Annotated in this window: 18 protein-coding genes; 7 read left to right on the top strand and 11 right to left on the bottom strand. The window is 72.1% G+C overall.

The annotated features are described in order from the left end of the window. Nucleotides 1–169 precede the first annotated feature (169 nt). The gene (locus ACQKM2_RS37210; protein WP_427717714.1) at nt 170–1,672 is read left to right on the top strand and encodes a M1 family metallopeptidase; all 1,503 of its coding nucleotides are present in this window, start codon (nt 170–172) and stop codon (nt 1,670–1,672) included. Nucleotides 1,673–1,708: 36 nt separating this feature from the next. On the opposite strand, the gene ACQKM2_RS37205 is transcribed toward ACQKM2_RS37210, so the two are convergent. Beyond that, nucleotides 1,709–2,608: an oxygenase MpaB family protein gene (locus tag ACQKM2_RS37205; RefSeq protein ID WP_427717711.1), complete on the bottom strand. Its 900-nt coding sequence runs from the start codon at nt 2,606–2,608 to the stop codon at nt 1,709–1,711. A 139-nt stretch (nt 2,609–2,747) separates the two neighbouring features. On the opposite strand from ACQKM2_RS37205, the gene sph reads away from it, so the two are divergent. Continuing rightward, nucleotides 2,748–3,731 (top strand): sphingomyelin phosphodiesterase, encoded by a 984-nt coding sequence (gene sph, locus ACQKM2_RS37200; protein ID WP_427717708.1) that lies wholly within the window; start codon nt 2,748–2,750, stop codon nt 3,729–3,731. Nucleotides 3,732–3,828: 97 nt separating this feature from the next. Here the strand turns inward: sph and ACQKM2_RS37195 are convergent, their stop codons facing one another. Further along, the gene (locus tag ACQKM2_RS37195; protein WP_427717706.1) at nt 3,829–5,016 is read right to left on the bottom strand and encodes a helix-turn-helix domain-containing protein; all 1,188 of its coding nucleotides are present in this window, start codon (nt 5,014–5,016) and stop codon (nt 3,829–3,831) included. Nucleotides 5,017–5,198: 182 nt separating this feature from the next. Between ACQKM2_RS37195 and ACQKM2_RS37190 the strand changes: the two genes are divergently transcribed. Continuing rightward, a complete protein-coding gene (locus ACQKM2_RS37190) occupies nt 5,199–5,405 on the top strand; it encodes a hypothetical protein (protein ID WP_427717705.1) in 207 nt (68 codons plus the stop codon). Nucleotides 5,406–6,474: 1,069 nt separating this feature from the next. Here ACQKM2_RS37190 and ACQKM2_RS37185 read toward each other — a convergent pair. After that, nucleotides 6,475–8,301 (bottom strand): AMP-dependent synthetase/ligase, encoded by a 1,827-nt coding sequence (locus ACQKM2_RS37185; protein ID WP_427717703.1) that lies wholly within the window; start codon nt 8,299–8,301, stop codon nt 6,475–6,477. Between the two features lie 94 nt (nt 8,302–8,395). Between ACQKM2_RS37185 and ACQKM2_RS37180 the strand changes: the two genes are divergently transcribed. Together ACQKM2_RS37180 and ACQKM2_RS37175 are read left to right on the top strand one after the other, a co-directional pair. After that, nucleotides 8,396–9,118 carry a MerR family transcriptional regulator gene (locus tag ACQKM2_RS37180; protein WP_427717702.1) on the top strand — a complete coding sequence of 241 codons (723 nt, stop codon included), beginning with the start codon at nt 8,396–8,398 and terminating at the stop codon, nt 9,116–9,118. Nucleotides 9,119–9,134: 16 nt separating this feature from the next. Continuing rightward, nucleotides 9,135–9,797, top strand: coding sequence for a maltokinase N-terminal cap-like domain-containing protein (locus ACQKM2_RS37175; RefSeq protein ID WP_427717701.1), 663 nt, complete (start codon nt 9,135–9,137; stop codon nt 9,795–9,797). A 79-nt stretch (nt 9,798–9,876) separates the two neighbouring features. Here the strand turns inward: ACQKM2_RS37175 and ACQKM2_RS37170 are convergent, their stop codons facing one another. The 6 genes from ACQKM2_RS37170 to ACQKM2_RS37145 form a co-directional block, all read right to left on the bottom strand. Beyond that, nucleotides 9,877–12,048 carry a 3-hydroxyacyl-CoA dehydrogenase NAD-binding domain-containing protein gene (locus tag ACQKM2_RS37170; RefSeq protein WP_427717700.1) on the bottom strand — a complete coding sequence of 724 codons (2,172 nt, stop codon included), beginning with the start codon at nt 12,046–12,048 and terminating at the stop codon, nt 9,877–9,879. A gap of 132 nt (nt 12,049–12,180) precedes the next feature. Next, nucleotides 12,181–13,395, bottom strand: coding sequence for an acetyl-CoA C-acetyltransferase (locus ACQKM2_RS37165; protein WP_427717698.1), 1,215 nt, complete (start codon nt 13,393–13,395; stop codon nt 12,181–12,183). Nucleotides 13,396–13,442: 47 nt separating this feature from the next. Continuing rightward, nucleotides 13,443–14,585 carry an acyl-CoA dehydrogenase family protein gene (locus ACQKM2_RS37160; RefSeq protein ID WP_427717697.1) on the bottom strand — a complete coding sequence of 381 codons (1,143 nt, stop codon included), beginning with the start codon at nt 14,583–14,585 and terminating at the stop codon, nt 13,443–13,445. Nucleotides 14,586–14,594: 9 nt separating this feature from the next. After that, on the bottom strand, nt 14,595–15,620 hold the full coding sequence (locus tag ACQKM2_RS37155; RefSeq protein ID WP_427717695.1) for an LLM class F420-dependent oxidoreductase: 1,026 nt from the start codon (nt 15,618–15,620) through the stop codon (nt 14,595–14,597). After that, a complete protein-coding gene (locus ACQKM2_RS37150) occupies nt 15,620–16,747 on the bottom strand; it encodes a CaiB/BaiF CoA transferase family protein (RefSeq protein WP_427717693.1) in 1,128 nt (375 codons plus the stop codon). The genes ACQKM2_RS37155 and ACQKM2_RS37150 overlap by 1 nt, the downstream gene beginning before the upstream one ends. A gap of 191 nt (nt 16,748–16,938) precedes the next feature. Then, nucleotides 16,939–17,331, bottom strand: coding sequence for an MmcQ/YjbR family DNA-binding protein (locus ACQKM2_RS37145; RefSeq protein WP_427717691.1), 393 nt, complete (start codon nt 17,329–17,331; stop codon nt 16,939–16,941). Between the two features lie 95 nt (nt 17,332–17,426). On the opposite strand from ACQKM2_RS37145, the gene ACQKM2_RS37140 reads away from it, so the two are divergent. Beyond that, nucleotides 17,427–18,641 carry a saccharopine dehydrogenase family protein gene (locus ACQKM2_RS37140; RefSeq protein WP_427717688.1) on the top strand — a complete coding sequence of 405 codons (1,215 nt, stop codon included), beginning with the start codon at nt 17,427–17,429 and terminating at the stop codon, nt 18,639–18,641. 63 nt (nt 18,642–18,704) lie between these two features. Here the strand turns inward: ACQKM2_RS37140 and ACQKM2_RS37135 are convergent, their stop codons facing one another. Both ACQKM2_RS37135 and ACQKM2_RS37130 read right to left on the bottom strand, forming a co-directional pair. Continuing rightward, nucleotides 18,705–20,090 carry a DUF6923 family protein gene (locus tag ACQKM2_RS37135; RefSeq protein ID WP_427717685.1) on the bottom strand — a complete coding sequence of 462 codons (1,386 nt, stop codon included), beginning with the start codon at nt 20,088–20,090 and terminating at the stop codon, nt 18,705–18,707. A gap of 168 nt (nt 20,091–20,258) precedes the next feature. Then, a complete protein-coding gene (locus ACQKM2_RS37130; protein WP_427717683.1) occupies nt 20,259–20,948 on the bottom strand; it encodes an endonuclease V in 690 nt (229 codons plus the stop codon). A 25-nt stretch (nt 20,949–20,973) separates the two neighbouring features. On the opposite strand from ACQKM2_RS37130, the gene ACQKM2_RS37125 reads away from it, so the two are divergent. After that, the gene (locus ACQKM2_RS37125) at nt 20,974–21,279 is read left to right on the top strand and encodes a YciI family protein (protein ID WP_427717681.1); all 306 of its coding nucleotides are present in this window, start codon (nt 20,974–20,976) and stop codon (nt 21,277–21,279) included. Nucleotides 21,280–21,379 lie beyond the last annotated feature (100 nt).

Below are 21,379 nucleotides of genomic sequence, written 5' to 3'. Positions count from 1 at the left end.
CGCACGTCAGCGGCGCCCTCCGGGCCCTCACCCCGCCGCAAGATCGTGACGGCCGAATGGCGATCGTGTGACAGCAGGAGCCATGGACATGACCTGAGGCGCCACGGGTGAATACGGTCGAACGACGAGACCTTGACCGATCTGTCTCCCCTACCCCTTGGAGCTCTTCGTGCACCGCAAAGTCATCGCCCCGAGCGTCCTGGCCGCCTCCCTCCTGCTGGTGATCCCGGCGTCGGCGGCCAGCGCGGGTCCCGGCGCCCCTGGTATCGGCGACACCTACTACCCGGCCAGCGGGAACGGCGGCTATGACGTCTCCCACTACGACCTGCGCCTCCAGTACCAGCCGAAGACCGACCTGCTGGAGGGCACGGCCACCCTGCTGGCCACCGCCAAGCAGGACCTGTCCCGCTTCAACCTCGACTTCGGCCTCAAGGTCAGCGAGGTCCGGGTCAACGGGGCCAAGGCGAAGTTCGCGACCTCGGGCGCGCACGAGCTCGAAGTGACCCCGGCGCAGCCGCTCCAGAAGGACCGTCAGGCGACGGTCGTCGTCAAGTACGCGGGCAAGCCCTCCGAGTTCAAGGTCGACGGCTGGTCGGCCTGGCAGCGCACCCCGGACGGCGGCGTGGCCGCGCAGGAGCCGGACGCGGCGGCCTGGTGGTTCCCGAGCAACGACCACCCCCTCGACAAGGCCACCTTCGACGTGTCCGTCAACGTCCCGGACGGCACCCAGGCCATCAGCAACGGCGTGCTCCAGTCGCAGAGTTCGAAGCTCGGCTGGACCCGCTACAACTGGCGGTCCAACAAGCCGCAGGCCACCTACCTGGCGACCCTCGCGATCGGCAAGTTCGACATCACCACCGACAAGACGGCGAACGGCCTGCCGATCCTGAACGCGTACAGCAAGGACCTCGGCGACAACGCCGGCTCAGCGCGCGCGAGCGTCGAGCGGACCGGCGAGGTCGCGGAGTGGCTGGAGGGGGTCTTCGGCCCGTACCCATTCAACGCGCTCGGCGGCTACGTCCCGAACGTGCCCAGCGGCTTCGCGCTGGAGACGCAGACGCGCCCCTTCTACAGCCCGCGCCAGTTCGCGAACGGCGCCAACGTCTCCGTCGTCGTCCACGAACTGGCCCACCAGTGGTACGGGGACAGCGTGTCCGTCGACAACTGGAAGGACATCTGGGTCAACGAGGGCTTCGCCCGCTACAGCCAGTGGCTCTGGTCGGAGAAGGAGGGCGAGGGCACCGCGCAGGAGCTCGCCGACTGGGCGTACGCCTCCCGCCCGGCCGAGGACCCGTTCTGGCAGGTCAAGCCCGGTGACCCGGGCCCGGACAACCAGTTCCACGGCGCCGTGTACGACCGCGGCGCGATCGCGATCCAGGCGCTGCGCAACGAGGTCGGCGACGAGAAGTTCTTCAAGATCCTCAAGGGCTGGCCCACCGAGCGGGCCTACGGCAACGCCAAGGTCGGGGACTTCGTCCGCTACGCGGAGAAGATCTCGAACAAGCCCCTCGCCCAGCTCTTCGAGACCTGGCTGTACACCCCGGGCAAGCCGGCCTTCGCCCCGCCGGCCGCCAAGCCCGGCGCCCGTACCCTCCAGGCCCCGGCCAAGCCGGCCGCGGAGCCCAAGTCCTGGAAGAAGATCGCCGCGACGAACACGGTCCACGAGCACTGAGCCACGGCGGTACGCGGACCCGCGCGCCGGTACCCGTCAGCGGGTGCCGGCGCGCCGGTGCGCCCGGGCCGCCCGGGCCCGGGGCAGGTAGCGCAGCCGCTCCGGCAGCACCGGTACGAGGAGCCGTACGGCCGTGCTGAACCGGCGGAGCCGGCGCTCCTGCGCGGGGGTCCACTCCAGGCCTATGGCGGCCCGGGCGTCGGGCGGCATGTACCCGACGGTGACGAAGGCCCGGAAGCGCAGGTAGCCGGCGCGCAGGGCCGGCCAGGCGATCCGCAGCAGCAGCCGCAGCACCCGGGAGCGCACCTCGGGGCGGGGCAGGTCCGCATCGGTCGCGATCAGCTCGCGGGCCACCTTCGTGGGCTCGATCTCCTCGGCCAGCATCCGCCGGTAGTAGGGCCAGAACTCCTCGACGGTCTGCGGCATGTCCCGGTCGCGCAGCCCCAGGATCCGCCCCACCCGCAGCCACTCCGCGTACAGCTGCCGCTCGTGGGCGGGGGTGATGGGCCGGAACAGGTAGCGCCCGGCGTACAGGGCGACCGGGAAGCCGGTCGCGTGCACCCACGCGTAGCACTCCGGGTCGAGGGAGTGGTAGCGCCGCCCCCGGGTGTCCGTGCCCTGGATGTCCTTGTGCAGCCGCCGCACGCGGCGCCCCTCCGCCACGGCCTCCTCCCCGCCGTACACCCACAGCATCACAGAGCGCAGCGAGCGCTCGCCCCGGCCCCAGGGGTCGGTGCGGAAGACGGAGTACTGGTCGACGCCGGCGCCGACGGCGGGGTGGGCCACCTGCATGGTGAAGGCGGCGGGCAGGGTCAGCAGGGAGCGCACGTCCCCTGCGGTCGACCACAGCACCCCGCCGGGCGGCGGCGGCTCGGGATCGGGCCCCCGGCCGGGTCTGGTGGGGGCTGTGCGGTCCATGTGGTCCGTGTGGTCCATGGGACCAATTATGCGAGCGCCAGAAGTCCTCGGTCCGGACAGAAAGTCTTGTCGCGGGTGTTACCCAGAGGTAACCGCGGCTGCTTGGATTGCGGCGTCGATCTTCCCCGCAGGAACCACCGGACTGACGGAGACCCCCATGCCGCAGATCTCGCACCGCCGCGCCGCCGCCACGGCCGTGGCCGCGACCGCCGCCGCAGCCCTGACCCTCACCGCCGCGCCCGCCGCCACGGCCGCCGAAGACACTGCCACCCCGCGGCTGAGCGTCCTGACCTACAACGTGTTCCTGATGAGCAAGAACCTGTACCCGAACTGGGGCCAGGACCACCGCGCCGCGGAGATCCCCCGGGCCTCCTTCTTCCAGGGCCACGACGTGGTGGTGCTCCAGGAGGCCTTCGACAACGGCGCCTCCGACGCCCTCCAGGCCAACGCCGCGGCGCAGTACCCGTACCAGACCCCGGTGGTGGGCCGCAGCAAGAGCGGCTGGGACGCCACGGGCGGCTCCTACTCCACCACCACCCCCGAGGACGGCGGCGTCACGATCCTCAGCAAGTGGCCGATCCTGCGCAAGGAGCAGGTGGTGTACAAGGACGCCTGCGGCGCCGACTGGTGGTCCAACAAGGGCTTCGCCTACGTCGTCCTGAACGTCAACGGCACCAAGGTCCACGTCGTCGGCACCCACGCCCAGTCCACCGACCCGGGCTGCGGCGCGGGCGAGGCGGCGCAGATGCGCAGCCGCCAGTTCAAGAACATAGACGCCTTCCTCGACGCGAAGAACATCCCGGCGGACGAGCAGGTCATCGTCACGGGCGACATGAACGTCGACTCCCGCACCCCGGAGTACGCCTCGATGCTCGCGGACGCCGACCTGGCCGGCGCCGACACGCGCACGGGCCACCCGTACTCCTTCGACACGGCGCAGAACTCGATCGCCAACTACCGCTACCCGACGGACCCCCGCGAGGACCTCGACTACGTCCTGTACCGCAAGGGCAACGCCCGCCCGGCGGGCTGGGAGAACAACGTGGTCAAGGAGCAGTCGACCCCCTGGACGGTCTCCAGCTGGGGCAAGTCCTACACGTACTCGAACCTCTCGGACCACTACCCGGTCATCGGCCGCTAACCGCCTGGGGCCGGTCGGCCACGGGCTCCGGGCCGGGCGTCATCCCGCCCACCGGAGCCCACCCGGCGGGCCGCTCCTGGGTGTGCAGCGGGTCGGGTCAGACAGCCGCGCCAGTGCGCTGGACGAAGCGGCGCAGACCCGGCATCTCGGGGTTCATCACCAGCAACTCCGAGGCGATGGCACGGACCTTTGGCCGGGTCGCCTCCTCCGGTGCGTACGACGCCAGTGCCCGGAGCGCGTGGAACGCCTTCTGCGGCTCGTCGAGCCCCTGCCACACACGGGCGACATCCATGCACATCCGACCGCGCCTCTCAGCGTTCGGCAGGCGGCGAGGATCGATCTTCTCGGCATAGGCCAGGGCCTGGTCGTCCTCGCCCAGCGCGTGGTGGACGGAGATCCGGAAGACCCTCGTCTGATCTTCTCCAAACACGCCGGGGATGTAGAGCCGCTGCGCGGCCGTCTCCCGGCGCTTCGCCGTCTCCTCGGCCTGCCCGATCAACTCCATGGCCTGAGAACGCCAACCGGCCTGCGCCGCGCTGTACGAGGCCGTCAGCATCAGCGTGCCCCGCATCGCGAGCTCCTCGGGGTGACCGCCGAGCCGGTCCGCTGCCTGCCTGAGGTGGTCAATGGCCGCCTGGTATTCCCCGCCGCGCCGCAGCGTGACGCCCATGGAGTGCGCGGCCTCACCCATCACCACCGCGCTGCCGGTCAATTCGGCTTGTGCCCGCGCCCTTTCGGCGGCGATGCCGGCGAAGGGCCCCTGATAGTTCTTGATGGCGAGCTGCGCGAGCAGGACGTACGCGCGGGCCGCGACGTCGTGGGCCTGCGAAGCGAGGGAGCCTGAGATCAGGGAGGGCAAGGTCCGGCTGAGCCGGCCGTACTGCGCTTCCTGGAAGACGCTGCGGGCCTGGATGAGGGCCGAGACAAGGGCTTCACGCGAGGCAGGACGCGCCTCGGGGAGACGGAACAACGACCTCTCCACCAGCTCCTTCGGATCGACCGCGGCGGAGGCGGTACCGGGCAGCGCGGCCGCGATGCCGACTCCCAGACCAAGCGAGAGCACTTTTCGGCGGTGCACGTCATCCCCTTCGAGCCCGACGTCAGCAGCTGTCAGATCCAGGACACCACACAACGAGCCAAGGGTGTCGTCATCGGGCTGGATCTTTCCTGTTTCGACCCGCGACAGCCACGAGCCGGAGTATCCGACCGCGTTGCCGACTTCACCTTGCGACAGGCGTTTGGCGTTCCGAGCCTGCCGCAGCACATCACCCAGCGAATCGCCCATGCACGGAGTGTGCCGATACGTGCACAGGCTTTGCAGGCCCTCCGTCAGCCATGGTCCGAACGAGTCAGGGCCCGTTTACTGAGGACCACATCCTCTCCGAAGCGAGGAGCGCGCCATGACTGCAAGCCAGCCCGGCCGTCGGCCGCTGACCCGCCGGCTCAAGATCTCGCCGGCGGTGACGGATGAGTAACCAGTACGAATACGTCCCCCACCGGCTGCTCCGGAAGCACGTCCGCGACATCTCCTCGGGCAACGAGGGCGAGCTGATGGCGGTGATCAATGAGAACGTCTCCGACACCGGCATCGAGCGCTGGATGGAGCTGGCCTACATCCGGGGCGCCTCCGGCCGGGAGTTCACCACCGCCGTCGACAACCTTGAACCTGCCTGACGCACATCTGCCGCCGACACCCGGGGGATCGCCCCCTCCCGCGTCGTCGACGAGGGCTGGCACGCCCTCATCCTGCACACCGCCATCCACAACGGCTTGTGCGAGCGGCTCCGCGGGTTCGTGCACCACTACCCGGAGCCGCCGGACTCGGGCCGCTACGACCCGATGTTCATCGATCGCACCATGGCCGCCATTGAGCAGGTTGGCTTCCGGGTGGACCGGGAGCTTTGGCGGGGCCCGGGCAACGGCGCCGTCGAGGTGTTCGCGTCATGCCGGCACGCGCCCCGAACTGCGGCCCCATCAAGGCCGTGCCGACCCCTCAGCGCCTCCCGGACCCTCCCCCGCCGCCCCCGACGGAGGAACGTCCGGCCCGCGGGTTCATCGTGCAGCCGCCGTCTCACGACTGACCGCGAATCCGGCCCGGCCGCCCCCGCGCGGCCGGGCCCTTCCTGGATGACTTCCCGCATGGGCAACGGGGGTTCGGTCAACAGCACCCCAGCCGCGCAGCGGTGCGGTGGTACCCGGCCAAGAGACCACAGGTACGTCATCCCCGCCCAGGACGGCCGCCGGACGCCGATCCAGGAGAAGCGCGTAGCGATCTGTCGCGCGTGGGTGCTCCGCAGGTTGCTCCGATCAGCCTCTCATACGCCCAGCGGCGCCCCCGGCCCGGAACGGCGTCTCTTGACGGCCCGGATGCCCGGCGGGCAGACGCCCGGCCCCTCGCCTCATCCCTGGCGAGGCCGCTGTCCTTCTCCTGCCCCGTGACCGTTCTTTCGGGGGTTTCCCGGCAGTTCTTCGGCTTTCCGGGGCGGGTCGGTCTGTCAAGGGTCGCCGAAGGCGATCGCGTAGCGACGCGACCGAAGGGAGCGCCCTTGACAGGCCGGCCCGACACGGAAGGACGATGGGACTGACGGGAAACCCCCGAACCAGCTCAGAGACCGCCCCGCCACGACACCGCTCCCCCACCCACCGGCCCGCAGACAAGGGGGCGGGTGGGCAGCCACCGGCCCGCCCCCACCCCCCGGAGGGGGAGATGGCGGGCCCGTGCCGCAAGCTGCGTGACCCCGCCTCACCCCTCCCCGTACAGCCCCTCGATCAGTGCCCCGTACTTCTCCCGGACCACCCTGCGGCGGAGTTTCAGGGACGGGGTGAGTTCTCCCGTCGCCGGGCCCCATTCCTCCGCGAGCAGGCGGTAGCGCTTGATCTGCTCGGTGCGGTTGAGGCGGGCGTTCGCGGTGGCGACCGCGCGGGCCGTCTCCTCCAGGACGGACGGGTGCTCGGCGAGTGCCGCGAGGGAGGCGGTCTCGATGCCCCGGGCGGCCGCCCAGGCGGGGGCCATCTCGGGGTCAAGGACGAGCAGGGCGACGAGGTAGGAGCGGCCGTCGCCGTGGACCAGGGCCTGGCCGATGAGCGGGTGTTCCTTGACGGTGCTCTCCACCAGCGCCGGGGAGACGTTCTTCCCGTTCGAGGTGATGATCAGCTCCTTCTTGCGGTCCGTCAGCCACAGGAAGCCGTCCTCGTCGAGCCGTCCGATGTCCCCGGTCGGGAACCAGCCCTCGGCGTCGGCCGCGCTCTCCACCGATCCGTCGGGCCGCAGGTAGCCGCCGAAGACGGTCGCCCCGCGGGTGAGGATCTCCCCGTCCGCGGCGACCTTCAGATCCAGCCCCTCGATGGGCCGGCCCACCGAGCCGAGCCGGAACCCGTCGGGGGTGTTGCTGTTGAGGGTGCACACGCCGGAGGTCTCCGTCAGCCCCCAGGCGTCCATGATGGTGATCCCCCAGCCCGCCCAGAAGCGGACCACGTCGATCGGCATCGGCGCGGTGGCGCTGGCGGTCCAGACGAGCCGGTCCAGCCCCGCCGGCCGCAGCAGCGGGTCCAGGACCCGTTCCTTCGCCCCGGCGTACGAGGCTTCGAGCGCGGCCGGCACCTCTTCGCCGCGTTCCCGGTGGCCGGCCCGGGCCCGGGCCAGGTCCCCGGCGTCGTCGATGGCGCGCCGCTGCTCCTCCGGCAGGCCCGCCAGGACCGCGCGTACGCCCGCGGCCAGCTTCTCCCACACCCGGGGCACCCCGAAGAACTGCACGGGCCGCAGCTCGCGGACGGCGGCCGCGACGGCGGTGGGGTCGGCGACGAGGCGGACGTGGGCGGCGCGCAGCAGGGGCAGGTAGATGCCGAGGATCCGTTCGGCGATGTGCGCGAACGGCAGGTAGCAGACGTGCTCGGCGTGTTCGGGGAGCTGGACGCCCCGGTCGAGGCGGACGGACTGGAGCAGGATGTTGCGGTGGGTCAGGCGGACGCCCTTGGGGTCGCCGGTGGTGCCGGAGGTGTAGACGACGGTGAGGGGGTCCTCGGGGCGGGTCTCCCGCCAGGCCTTCTCGAAGCCGTCGGCGCGGTGCAGGCGGGCGCCGTCCGCGTACACGGAGCCGTAGGCGGTGTGCGGGCCGGCTTCGGCGGCCTCGGCTATGACGAGGCGTTCCAGCGGGGTCCCGGGGTCGTCCAGCAGGGGGGCCCACCGGTCGCGTTCGCCGGCGCCTTCGAGGACGGCCAGCCGGGCCCGGCTGTGGCGGGCGATGTGGGCGATCTGCTCGGGCGCGGAGGTCCCGTAGACGGTGACGGGGACGGCGCCGATGTGGACGAGGGCCTGGTCGGTGAGCCAGTGCTCGGGGCGGTTGCCCATCATCAGCAGGACGTGCTCGCCGCGCCCGACGCCGAGGGCCGCGTAGCCGGCGGCGAGGACGGCGACCTCACGGCGGACCTCGCTCCAGGTCAGGGTCTTCCAGCCGTCGCCCTCGCGCCACGAGAGGGCGGGCAGGTCGGGGTGTTCGGCGGCGTTGCGGGCCAGCAGGGCGGGGAGGGTGAGTTCTTCGGGTCGTCCGGGCAGTCGCAGGTTCGTGGTCATGGGCAGCTCCTGGCCGTTTCACATCGTTGGTGCGACAGCAATACTGTTGAACCCAAGCCGTGGATCAGAGACCTCAGAGAGCGAGGAGCGGGCGATGGCCGACCGGGCGACCGAGCCGATGCTCACCGTGGACGAACTGGCGTCCAAGGCCGGTGTCACCGTCCGCACCGTACGGTTCTACAGCACGCGCGGGCTTTTGCCCCCTCCTGTGATCGGACCTCGTCGCGTGGGGCACTACGGCCCCGAGCACCTGTCGCGGCTCGCGCTGATCGAGGAGCTCCAGCACCAGGGCATGACCCTGTCGGCGATCCAGCGCTATCTGGACGCCCTGCCGGACGACCTGAGCGCGCACGACCTGGCGATCCACCGGGCGCTGGTGGCGACGTGGGCTCCGGACGCGGCGCAGGAGGTGTCGCGGGCGGAGTTGGAGCGGCGGGCGGGGCGGACCCTGTCGGACGGGGAGCTGCGCCGGCTGGCGGCGATGAACGTGGTGGCGGAGTCCGGGGAGGGCTTCCGGGTGGACGTGGGCCTGCTGCGGCTGGGGGTCGCGCTGCTCGACGTGCCGATCGCCCACGAGACGCTGCTGGTGGCGCGGGGGATCCTGCTGGAGCACGCGCGAACGGCGGCGCACCAGTTGACGGCCCTGTTCCGGGACGAGGTGTGGGGGCCGTTCACCGAGGACGAGGACGACCCGGAGCGGGTGGAGTCGATGAAGGCGCTGTCGGCGCACATGCAGCCGATGGTGGTGCAGGCGCTGGTGACGGCCTTCCAGCGGTCCCTGAAGGAGGAGTTGCGGGCGGCCTTCGCCTCGGAGTGAGGGTAGGTTCGGCCGCATGGCGATCATCCACCACACCACGCTGTCCCCGACCAAGCTCGAACTCCTCGCCGAGTGGCTGCCCTTGAAGCCCTGGTACCAGGGCGTGGAGAAGTCCGCGCGGCTCGCGAGGGCGGGCGGTTTCCGGCTCGACGACCCCGAGGGCGAGGTGGGGATCGAGTTCATGGTGGTCGCTGACGGCTCCGGGCCGGAGCCCGTCTCCTACCTGGCGCCGCTGACCTACCGGGGTGCGCCGCTGGAGGGTGCGGAGGCGGGCCTGGTCGGCACGCTGGAGCACGGGGTCCTGGGCAGGCGCTGGGTCTACGACGGCGCCCACGACTTCGTCCTGGTCGAGCAGTTGCTGGCGCTGCTGGCGGGCGGGGCGGTGGCCCAGGCCCAGAGCGAGACGGACACCCCCGACGCGACGGTGGAGGTGCGTTCCGGGGGGCGCGGCGTGCCGGCGGGCCTGACGGGCCCGGGAAGGGTGGCGGACACCGCCGCCGGTACGGAGATCACGACGGGCCCGGCGGGTCAGGACGCCCCGGTACTGACCCTGACCCTCAACCGGGTGCTGCGCCCCGGGACCGCCTCCGGCGAGGGGCTGCTCGGGCAGGTGCTGGCCGGCTGGTCCGCCCCGGACGGCGGCGCGGAGCGCGGGGTGTTCGCGTACCTGCGGGCCTGAGGGTCCGGCAGGTCCCCCGGACCCGGCCCGCGCGCCCGCGCATGCGGGCGGGCGGGCGGGCCGGGGGCCACGGGCCGTGCTAGTCGGCGTACGTCTCGCCGCGCTCGGCCTTCGCCACCAGGGAGGCCGGCGGGGTGAAGCGCTCGCCGTAGGTGGCGGCCAGCTCGCGGGCACGGGCCACGAAGCCGGGCAGGCCGCCCTCGTAGCCGTTGATGTACTGGATCACGCCGCCGGTCCAGGCGGGGAAGCCGATGCCCATGATGGAGCCGATGTTGGCGTCGGCGATCGAGGTGAGGACGCCTTCGTCGAGGCAGCGGACGGTGTCCAGGGCCTCGGAGAAGAGCATCCGCTCCTTCATGTCCTCGAACGGGATCCGCGCGTCCGGCTTGGCGAAGTGTTCGCGCAGGCCGGGCCAGATGCGGCTGCGCCGGCCGCTCTCGTCGTACTCGTAGAAGCCGCCGCCTCCGCTGCGGCCGGGGCGGCCGAACTCGTCGACCATCCGGTCGATGACCCGGTCGGCCGGGTGCTCGGTCCACTCGCGGCCCTCTGCCTCGAAGGCCTTGCGGGTCTCGTTGCGGATCTTGCGCGGGAGGGTGAGGGTCAGCTCGTCCATCAGCGACAGCACCTTGGCCGGGTAGCCGGCCTGGGCGGCGGCCTGTTCGACGGAGGCGGGCTCGATGCCCTCGCCGACCATGGCCACGCCCTCGTTGATGAACTGACCGATGACGCGCGAGGTGAAGAAGCCGCGCGAGTCGTTGACGACGATCGGGGTCTTGTTGATCTGGCGGACCAGGTCGAAGGCGCGGGCGACGGCCTCGTCCTCGGTGCGGTCGCCCTTGATGATCTCCACGAGCGGCATCTTGTCGACCGGCGAGAAGAAGTGCAGGCCGATGAAGTCGGCGGGGCGCGAGACGCCTTCGGCGAGCCCGGTGATGGGGAGGGTGGAGGTGTTGGAGCAGAGCAGCGCGTCGGGGGCGACGACGTCCTGGATCTCCTGGAACACCTTGTGCTTGAGGGCGGTGTCCTCGAAGACGGCCTCGATGACGGCGTCGCAGCCGGCCAGGTCGGCGGCGTCGGCGGTCGCCGTGATCCGGGCGAGCAGCTCGGCGCGCTCGGCCTCGGTGGTGCGGCCCTTGGCGAGCGCCTTGTCGAGCAGCTTCTCGGAGTACGCCTTGCCCTTGGCGGCGGCCTCGGCGGTGACGTCCTTGAGGACGACCTCGATGCCCGCGCGGGCGCAGGAGTAGGCGATGCCCGCGCCCATCATGCCGGCGCCGAGGACGGCGACCTTGCGGACCTTGCGGGGCTCGGTCCCCTGGGGGCGGCTGCGGCCGGCGTTGACGGCCTGGAGGTCGAAGAAGAACGCCTGGATCATGTTCTTCGCGGTCTGGCCGGTGACCAGCTCGGTGAAGTACCGGGCCTCGATGGTCAGGGCGGTCTCGAAGTCGACCTGGGACCCCTCGACGGCGCAGGCCAGGATGTTGCGCGGCGCCGGGTAGGGGGCGCCGTTCAGCTGCTTCTTGAGGTTGGCGGGGAAGGCCGGGAGGTTGGCGGCGAAGCGCGGGTTGGACGGCGTACCGCCGGGGATCTTGTAGCCGGGGACGTCCCAGGGCTGCTTCGACTCGGGGTTGGCGTCGATGAAGGCGCGGGCCTTGGCGAGCATCTCCTCGGGGGTGGCGGCCAGTTCGTGGACGAGGCCGGCCGCGAGGGCGCGCTGCGGGTTGTACTGGGTGCCCTGGAGCAGGACCTTGAGGAGCGCGTCGGCGATGCCCATCAGGCGGACGGTGCGGGTGACGCCGCCGCCGGCGGGGAGCAGGCCGAGGGTGACCTCGGGCAGGCCGATCTTGGAGCCGGGGGCGTCGAGGGCGACGCGGTGGTGGGAGGCGAGGCAGATCTCGTAACCGCCGCCGAGGGCGGCGCCGTTGATGGCGGCTACGACGGGCTTGCCGAGGGTCTCGATGCGGCGCAGGGACCGCTTGATCTCGGTGCCGGTGTCGAAGGCGAGCCGGGCGTCCTCGGGGCGGAGCCGGATCATGTCCTTGAGGTCTCCGCCGGCGAAGAAGGTCTTCTTGGCGGAGGTGTAGATGATGCCGCGGATGGAGTCCTTCTCGGCCTCGGCGCGGTCGGCGATCGCCGCGATGGAGTCCTTGAAGGCCTGGTTCATGGTGTTGGCGGACTGGCCCGGGTCGTCGAGGACCAGGGTGACGACGCCGGTCTCGTCCTGTTCCCAGCGGATGGTGCGGGTCTCGGTCATGGGGTGGGTCTCTCCGTGGAAGTCTGGTTCGGCAGGGCCGGGGGCGGGCGGGGCGTTCGCCGGCGGGCCGCTGTGGCACCGGCCGGGCGGCCCCGCGCTACGGGGTGGTCGGACCTTCGCTGCGCCGCACGGCTACAGGCGTTCGACGACGGTGGCGACGCCCATGCCGCCGCCGACGCAGAGGGTGACGAGGCCGTAGCGCTTGTCCTGGCGCTCCAGTTCGTCGACGACGGTGCCGAGGAGCATGGCTCCGGTGGCGCCGAGGGGGTGGCCGAGGGCGATGGCGCCGCCGTTGACGTTGACCTTGTCCAGGGAGACGCCCATGTCCTTGACGAAGCGCAGCACGACGCCGGCGAAGGCCTCGTTCATCTCGATCAGGTCGATGTCGTCGATGGTCAGCCCGGCCTTGGCGAGGGCCTTGCGGGTGGCCGGGGCGGGGCCGGTGAGCATGATGGTGGGCTCGGAGCCGGAGACGGCGGCGGAGACGATACGGGCGCGCGGGCGCAGGCCGTTGCGTTCGCCCGCCTCGCGGGTGCCGATGGCGACGAGGGAGGCGCCGTCGACGATGCCGGAGGAGTTGCCGGCGTGGTGGACGTGGTCGATCTTCTCGATCCAGTGGTACTTCTGCAGGGCGACGGCGTCGAAGCCGCCGAGGTCGCCGATGTCGGCGAAGGAGGGCTTCAGCTTGGCGAGGGTGTCGGCGGTGGTGCCGGGGCGGACGAACTCCTCGTGGTCCAGGACGACCAGGCCGTTGCGGTCGGTGACGGGGACCACGGACTTGGCGAAGCGGCCCTCCTTGATGGCGGTGGCGGCGCGCTCCTGGGACAGGGCGGCGTACTCGTCCACGTCACGCCGGGAGAATCCCTCGATGGTGGCGATCAGGTCGGCGCCGATGCCCTGCGGGACGAAGCCGGTGTCCCAGTTGGTCATGGGGTCGGCGAACCAGGCGCCGCCGTCGGAGGCCATGGGGACGCGGGACATGGACTCGACGCCGCCCGCGAGGACGAGGTCCTCCCAGCCGGAGCGGACCTTGGCGGCGGCCAGGTTGACGGCCTCCAGGCCGGAGGCACAGAAGCGGTTCTCCTGTACGCCGGCCACGGTGTCCGGCAGCCCAGCGGCGATGGCGGCGATGCGGGCGATGTCGGAGCCCTGGTCGCCGACGGGGCCGACCACGCCGAGCACGATGTCGTCGATGGTCGCGGGGTCCAGGCCGGGGTTGCGCTCGCGCAGGGCGTCGATGAGGCCGACGACCAGGTCGATCGGCTTGGTGCCGTGCAGGGCGCCGTTGGCCTTGCCCCGGCCGCGCGGGGTGCGGATCGCGTCGTATACGTAAGCTTCGGTGCTCACTGGTCAGGCCTTTCGAAGGTGTCCGAGGGGGAGGTCGGGGGGCGGGTTCAGCCGAGGAGGGAGCGGCCGATGATCTCTTTCATGATCTCGGTCGTGCCGCCGTAGATGGTCTGGATGCGGCCGTCGGTGAAGGCCCGTGCCACCCGGTATTCGGTCATGTAGCCGTAGCCGCCGTGCAGCTGGAGGCAGCGGTCGGCCACCCGCTTCTGGAGTTCGGTGGCCCACCACTTGGCCATCGAGGCGTGGACGTGGTCCAGTTCCCCGTTGGCGTGGTCCGTGATGCAGCGGTCGAGGAAGGTGCGGGTGACCGCGCACTCGGTGGCCATCTCGGCGATCTCGAACCGGATGTGCTGGAGCTTGGCGAGCGGCCGGCCGAAGGCCTCGCGTTCCTTGACGTACGTGGTGGTGATCTCCAGCAGGTGTTCGGCGGCGGCGATGGCGGCCATCGCGATGCCCATGCGCTCCTGCGCCAGGTTGGTCATCAGGTGGACGAAGGCGCCGTTCAGCTCGCCGAGGAGGTTCTCCTTGGGGACGCGTACGTCGTTGAAGAACAGTTCGGCGGTGTCCTGGGACTTCTGGCCGATCTTGTCGAGGTTGCGGCCGCGTTCGAAGCCCTCGGCGCCGCGCTCGACGACCAGCAGGGACAGTCCGTGCGCCCCGCCCTCGGGGGTGGTCTTCGCGACGACGATCACCAGGTCGGCGAGGATGCCGTTGGAGATGAAGGTCTTGGAGCCGTTGAGCAGCCAGTGGTCGCCCCGGTCCTCGGCGCTGGTGCGGATCCCCTGGAGGTCGGAGCCGGCGCCGGGCTCGGTCATCGCGATGGCGGTGATGGTCTCGCCGGAGCAGAATCCGGGCAGCCAGCGGCGCTTCTGCTCCTCGGTGCCCAGCGAGGTCAGGTAGGGGCCGATGATGTCGTTGTGCAGGCCGATCGCGAGCCCCGGGGCACCGGCGCGGGTGAACTCCTCGGCGAGCACCGCCGCGTAGCGGAAGTCCGGGTTGCCGCCGCCCCCGTACTCCTCGGGGACCGCCAGGCCCAGCAGGCCCTGCCGGCCGGCGGCCCGCCAGGCCTCGCGGCTGACGATGCCGTCCTTCTCCCACTGCTCGTAGTGCGGCAGCACCTCCTTGTGCAGGAAGGTGCGCACGGTCTCGCGGAACGCCTCGTGGTCGGCGTCGTAGATGCGGCGTCGCATCGGGGCCCCCTACAGCCAGCTCTTGACGGTTTCGATCAGCCGGGCCGGGTCCGGGCCGACCGGTGTGACGTTGAGCATGGTGACGCCGGCCTCCCGGAAGGCCTCGACGCGCTCGCGCACGTACCCCTCGGGGCCGCACAGGGTCATCAGTTCGCAGAACTCGTCCGGGACGGCGGCCGCCGCGTCGCGCTTGCGGCCGGCGAGGTACAGCTCCTGGATGCGGCGGGCCTGCTCCTCGTAGCCGTAGGCGACGGCGAGGTCGTTGTAGAAGTTCTTGCCGACGGCGCCCATCCCTCCGACGTAGAGGGCGATCTGGGGCCGGGCGAGGTCGCGGGCGGCGGCCGCGTCCTCGCCGATGGCCAGCAGGCCGCCCGCGACGGTCTGGAGCGGGCCGAGCTCCGGTGCGCGTTTGGCGGTCCCCTCGGCGAGGGCGCCGCCCCACACGGCGCGGGCCTTCTCCGGGATGAAGAGGGTGGGCAGCCAGCCGTCGGCGATCTCGGCGGTCAGCGCGACGTTCGCGGGGCCGAGGGAGGCCACGTACACGGGGATCCGGTCGCGGACCGGGCGGGTGAGGATCTTCAGGGGCTTGCCGTGTCGTCCGCCCTTGGCGGCGGGCAGCGGCATGTCGGTGATGCCGTGGTGGTCGATCGTCTCGCGGCGCCAGATGCGCCGGCACAGGTCGACGGTCTCGCGGGTGCGGCCGAGCGGCTTGTCGTACGGCTTCCCGTGCCAGCCCTCGATCACCTGCGGGCCGGAAGCGCCGAGGCCGAGCAGGGCGCGGCCGCCCGATACGGCGTCCAGGCCCGCGGCGGTCTGGGCGATGAGGGCGGGGGTGCGGGAGTAGACGTTGACGATGGCCGAGCCGATCTTCATGCGCTCGGTGCGGGCCGCCAGGTAGCCCATGATCGTCGGGGAGTCGAAGCCCCAGGCCTCGGCGACCCACACGGCGTCGAGTCCGGCCGACTCCAGCGCGGCCGCCTCGTCGGCGGCGCGGCGCGGATCGCCGGCGTAGTCGAGCAGCATGGACAGTTCCATCAGGCCTCTTTCGGGAGCAGTGCCGGTACGCCCCAGTCGGCGGCCACGGAGCCGGTGTCCGCGCCGGGCATGGCGGGGCCGGAGGCGACGCGGGTCGGGGTCGCGGAGAAGCGCGGGGCGGGGGCGGGCTGGAGGGTGCCGCCGAAGTCGGTGAAGGTGGCGCGGGCGGCGAGGTGGGGGTGGTGCGGGGCTTCGCGGAGCGAGAGGACGGGTGCCACGCAGGCGTCGGTCCCCTCGAAGACGGCCGTCCACTCCTCGCGCGTACGGGATTTGAAGCGCGCGGCGACGGCCTCGCGCAGCTCGCCCCAGCGGGCGAGGTCCTTGCGGGCGGGGGCCCGGTCGGCGATGCCGAGGAGCTCCGTGAAGGTGTCGTAGAACTGCTGCTCCAGCGCTCCGACGGCCATGTACTGGCCGTCGGAGGTCTCGTAGGTGCCGTAGAAGGGGCAGCCGCCGTCCAGGAGGTTGGCGCCGCGCCGGTCCTGCCAGCCGCCGGCCGCGACCATGCCGTGGATCATGGCGGTGAGGTGGGCGGTGCCGTCGACGATCGCGGCGTCCACGACCTGGCCGGCGCCCTCGGGGCCGCGGGCGTGGTGGAGGGCGGCGAGGATGCCGATGACGAGGTAGAGCGAGCCGCCCGCGTAGTCGCCGACCAGGTTGGCGGGGACGGCCGGGGGCTCGCCGGGGTTGCCGATCATGCCGAGTGCGCCGGTGACGGCGATGTACGCGATGTCGTGCCCGGCCGTGTGGGCGAGCGGGCCCTCCTGGCCCCAGCCGGTCATCCGGCCGTAGACCAGCTTCGGGTTGCGGGCGAGGCAGTCGTCCGGGCCGACGCCGAGCCGCTCGGCGACCCCGGGGCGGAAGCCCTCGATCAGCACGTCGGCGCGCTCGACCAGGTCCAGTACGAGGGCGGGGCCCTCGGCGGACTTCAGGTCGACCAGGACGGAGCGCTTGTTGCGGTTGGTGACGTCGTGGGCCGGGTCGATCGCGAGCCCTCCGCCGCCCGGCCGGTCCACGCGGACGACGTCCGCGCCGAGGTCGGCCAGGACCATGGCGGCGAACGGGCCGGGGCCGATGCCCGCCAGTTCGACGACGCGTACTCCCGCGAGCGGGCCTGCTGTCACTGCCATCGTGCCCCCGGCATCCTGGTGTACGGGTGGGTGGGTGTGCAGGTGTGTGACACAACCGATGTAACACCAGTGATGCTAGGAACGTGCCCCACTCAGCACAAGAGCAAGCGCTTAGCAGGTTTCCGCTTCGGCCCGTTCCGGACAGGAGCACCGGCCGGGAGTGCCCGTCGGGCGCGGACCGGACGTGCCCGTCAGGCGCCGTCCGCGGTGCGGGCGTCGAGGAGCGCCACGTGCCGTTTGAGCGCGACGGTCCGGTAGCTCTCCTCCACCCACTCGCACAGCACCTCCACCGACGGCGCCCCCTTCTCCCCCAGCGGCACGGAGACCCAGCCGGCCTTGCCGAGGCCGTAGCCGGTGGGCGCGGCACCGGGGGCGGTCATCGCGTGCCCGTGCAGGTCCTCGTCCTTGAGCTTGACGGACAGGCCGGGCGGCTCGGGGCCGTCCGCGTTGCCGAGGAAGACGAAGATCTTCTTGTTGACCTTCACCACCCCGTCCTCCGGCCCCCAGGGATGCTCCTCCACGGCCTCCGGCAGCCCCAGCGCGAACTCCCGTACCGCCTCCCACTTGCGCACCGCAGCCTTCATCGACGCCTCCACTCACCGCAGGTCACACCTGCTCGCCCGGACAGTCCCCGTCAACGCTAACCTCAGCCACCGACACCAGCTGGGAGGAACGGTCCATGACCGAGCAGGTCCACAACGAGCCCGTCCGCGGCGGCCGTCCGGGGCGGGAGCTCGACCTCGTGCTCTTCGGCGCCACCGGCTTCGTCGGGGCGCTGACCGCCGAGTACCTCGCCGAGCACGCGCCCGCCGGCACCCGGTGGGCGCTGGCCGGACGCGACCCGGGCAAGCTGGAGCGGCTGCGCGAGCGGCTGGCCGCCCTGAACCCGGACTGCGCCCGGCTGCCGCTGCTGCGGGCCGACGCGGGGGATCCGCGGGCGCTGCGCGAACTGGCCGCCCGCACCCGGGTGGTGGCCACCACGGTCGGACCGTACGTCCATCACGGGGCGGAGCTGGTCGCGGCCTGCGCCGAGGAGGGCACCGACTACGCGGACCTCACCGGGGAGCCGGAGTTCGTGGACCGGATGTACGTCGAGCACGACGCGCGGGCCCGGGAGACGGGGGCGCGGCTGGTGCACGCGTGCGGGTTCGACTCGATCCCGGCCGACCTCGGGGCGTACTTCACGGTGGGCCTGCTGCCCTCCGGGGTGCCGCTGCGGGTGGACGGGTTCCTGCGGGCCGGCGCGCTCGCCTCCGGCGGCACCGTCGCCTCCGCCCTGACCGCGCTCGGCCGGGGGCCGCAGACCCTGGCGGCCGCGCGCGCCCGCCGGCTGCACGAGCCCCGGCTGCCGGGGCGCCGGGTGCGCGGGCCCGTGGGCGTTCCGCGGTTCAGCCGGGAGACCGGGACCTGGGCGCTGCCGCTGCCCGTGCTGGACCCGCGGATCGTGACCCGGTCGGCGGCCGCGCTGGAGCGGTACGGGCCGGACTTCCGCTACCGCCACTACGCCTCCGTGCGACACCTTCCGGTGGCGGTGGGCCTGACGGCGGCGGTGGGCGCGACGGCGGCGCTGGCGCAGCTCCCGCCGGCCCGGCGGTGGCTGATGGGGCTGTGGGAGCCGGGCAACGGCCCGGACGCGGAGCGGCGCGCCCGCAGCTGGTTCACGGTCCGCTTCGTCGGCGAGGGCGGCGGCCGCCGCGTGTTCACCGAGGTGTCGGGTGGTGACCCGGGTTACGGGGAGACCGCGAAGATGCTGGCGGAGTCCGCGCTGTGCCTGGCCCACGACGCCCTCCCGGACCGCGCCGGGCAGCTGACGACGGCGGCGGCGATGGGTGACGCCCTGCTGGACCGGCTCCAGAAGGCGGGCATCCGCTTCCGGGTGGCGGCGGAGCGGTAGCGCGCACGGCGGCGGGACCCGGGCACTCCTTCCGGCCCGGACCCCGCCGCCTCCCCCGGCCGGCTAGCTGCGGCCGGGCTCGCCGTGCTCGCCCCCGTGCTCCTTGTGCTCCTCGTCTTCCCCGTGCTCCTTGTGCTCCTTGTGTTCCTGCTGCTCTTCCTCCCCGTCGCCGCCGGCCGGCTTGATCTTCGTGGACGCGAAGCCGGTGTTGTTCTTCCTGTGCGGGTCCTCGTCGTCACCGAAGACCGTGGCGGTGTTCGGCACCGGGGTCGGCTTGGTGACGTCCGCGGCGGTACCGGTCACCGTGATCTTCACGCGGCCGCCCTCGCGCAGCGGGCCGCCGGTGCAGGAGAGGAGGCCGCCGCTGATCTCGCAGCCCTCGGTGTCCGTGGCGGGGTCCAGGACCTTCGCCGGGAGGTCGTCGACCAGGGACCAGCCGGAGGAGGCGCCCTTGCGGTCGTTCTTCACCGTGATGTCGTAGGTGATGTCGTCGCCCGCCTTGACGACCTTGGGGCCGCGCTTGTGGACCGACAGGTCGGCGGAGGAGTCGAAGAAGCAGGCGGTGGCGTCGACGTTCGCCAGCGCCTGCGCGGGCGTCACCCGCTGCCGCGACAGCACGGTGAACCTCGGGTTGGATCCGGTCGCGTTCTTCACGTGGACGCGGATGAGCTCTCCGGCGTTGCGGACGAAACCGAGGTCGCCGTTGCCGTAGACGAAGACGCCGCCGAAGTCCGAACCGCCCGGCAGGACACCGGGGAAGAAGTCCGCGCTCGCGTTCTCGACGTCGATCCGTACGATGGCGCCCGCCTCGGTCGAGCCCCAGAGGTACCCGTCGTGGAAGGCGATGTCGAAGATGTCGAGGGCGTCGGGAGCCAGGGCCTTGATGTCGATCGTCCGGACGAGCTTGTTGTGCTTCACGTCGATCTGCTGGATCAGACCCGTGTTGTCCGCCAGGACGAAGTAGTTGCCCTCGTCGTCGAACGTGCCCGAGATGTAGAGGGCTTCCGGCAGGCCCTCGATCTCGTCCTCGTACAGGACGTACTCGCCCTTGCCGTCGAAGCGGACCAGCTTGTTGAGCCCGTCGCCGAACGTGGTCCCGTACAGGAAGCGGTCGTCCGGGTTCACGCCGATGGCGTTGTAGAGGAAGGGCGTCGGCTCCCCCAGCTCCTTCAACCGGACCTTTCCGGGCTCCCGTTCGACGGTGTAGAGCTGGTCCGGATCACCCTTCGAGAGGTAGACCTTCCCGTCGCACGCGACGGGGATCCCCTCCGGCCGCTTCGGATCGGAGACCGCCGCGGAGCCCCCGGGGACCGCCTGCGCCGCCGCGGCGCCGGCCGGAGCCGCCAGCGCGCCGGCCGCGAGCCCGGCGACGACTCCGAGCGCGCTCAGCGCGGCCACCGCCCGCCGCTGCCGCGTCCTCCGGCCCGCTCCGTTCGTACCTCTGCTCACGAATCTGCCCCTTCCGCCGCCAAGCGCAGCCGGGCTGCGCACCGTCGGTACCGCGCGTACCGGACAAAGACGAGCACAAGGGGCATTGGGCCGTGCACGGGGGCTCGGGCTTCACCGGCCGAGTTCGCTCAAATGCACCAGGGTCGCGAACACACGGGCGAGCGCCCGTCACCGGAGGGCGTCGACGGCCTCCCGGAGGGCGCGCCGGCACAGGGAGTCGGCGTGCCGAGTGGTCTCGGGGACGCGGAAGCGGGGGCTCAGCGCGAGGGCGTGGGCACAGGCGTTGTCCAGTGAGACGCGGTGGCCGACGGACACGTACACCGGCTTGATCCCGTGCTGGGTGCGCAGTGCCCGGCCGACGACCGCCCCGTCGGGCGCGAGCAGCGGGGAGGCCTCGCCGCGCGGGGCGCCCGGTTCCTCGAAGGTGAAGGTGAAGGGGTTCTTCGCGACGCCCATGCTGGGCAGGCCCGCGACCACCCCGAGGTGGCAGGCCAGGCCGAAGCCGCGCGGGTGGGCGAGGCCGTAGCCGTCGCAGACGACGAGGTCGGGGGTGACGGGGAGGGCCTCCAGGGCGGCGAGCACGGCCGGCAGCTCGCGGAAGGCCAGCAGGCCGGGCACGTACGGGAAGCTGACGCGCCCGGCGGAGGTGGATTCGGCCACGACCTCCAGGGTGGCGGCGTCCAGCACGACGGCGGCGGCCGCGACCAGGTCCCGTTCGTCGTCGTAGGCCACGTCCACCCCGGCGACCAGCCCCTGTCCGGGCGGGGGGCCGACCTCGTCGAGCACGACGCGGCCGCGGAGTTCGTCCTGTATCGCCCGGGCCTCGGCCTCGTCGGCGGGGGTCTTCACAGTCGTCATGGGGTGCGAGGGTAGCCTGGCGATCATGTTCATCATGGAGCTCAGCTACACCGCGCCCATCGAAGCCGTCGAAGAGCAGATGGACGCCCACCTCGCGTGGCTGGACGGGTACTACGCGTCCGGCGTCTTCCTCGCCTCGGGGCGCAAGGTCCCGCGTGACGGCGGGATGATCCTGGCCCGCGGGGTCTCGCGGGGCGAGATCGAGGCGATAGCGGCCGGGGACCCCTTCGTGGTGGCGGGCGTCTGCGCCTACCGCATCACGGAGTTCATCGCGTCCAAGACCTCCGCCGACCTGGCCGCCTTCCGGGAGACCGTCCCGTCGCAGGACTGACCGCTGCGCAGGGCCTGCCCCTGGCCCCGTACGGGCCGGTGTGTACGTCACCGACTCCGCCTGCCCCTGCCACGGCGCGTCCACGCGCTCGCCCGGGCCT

It is taken from the genome of Streptomyces sp. NPDC004126 (assembly GCF_050275515.1).
Lineage (GTDB): Bacteria > Actinomycetota > Actinomycetes > Streptomycetales > Streptomycetaceae > Streptomyces.
The sequence above is the reverse complement of the archived record's forward strand: the minus strand, read 5'-3'. Positions and strand labels throughout refer to the sequence as shown.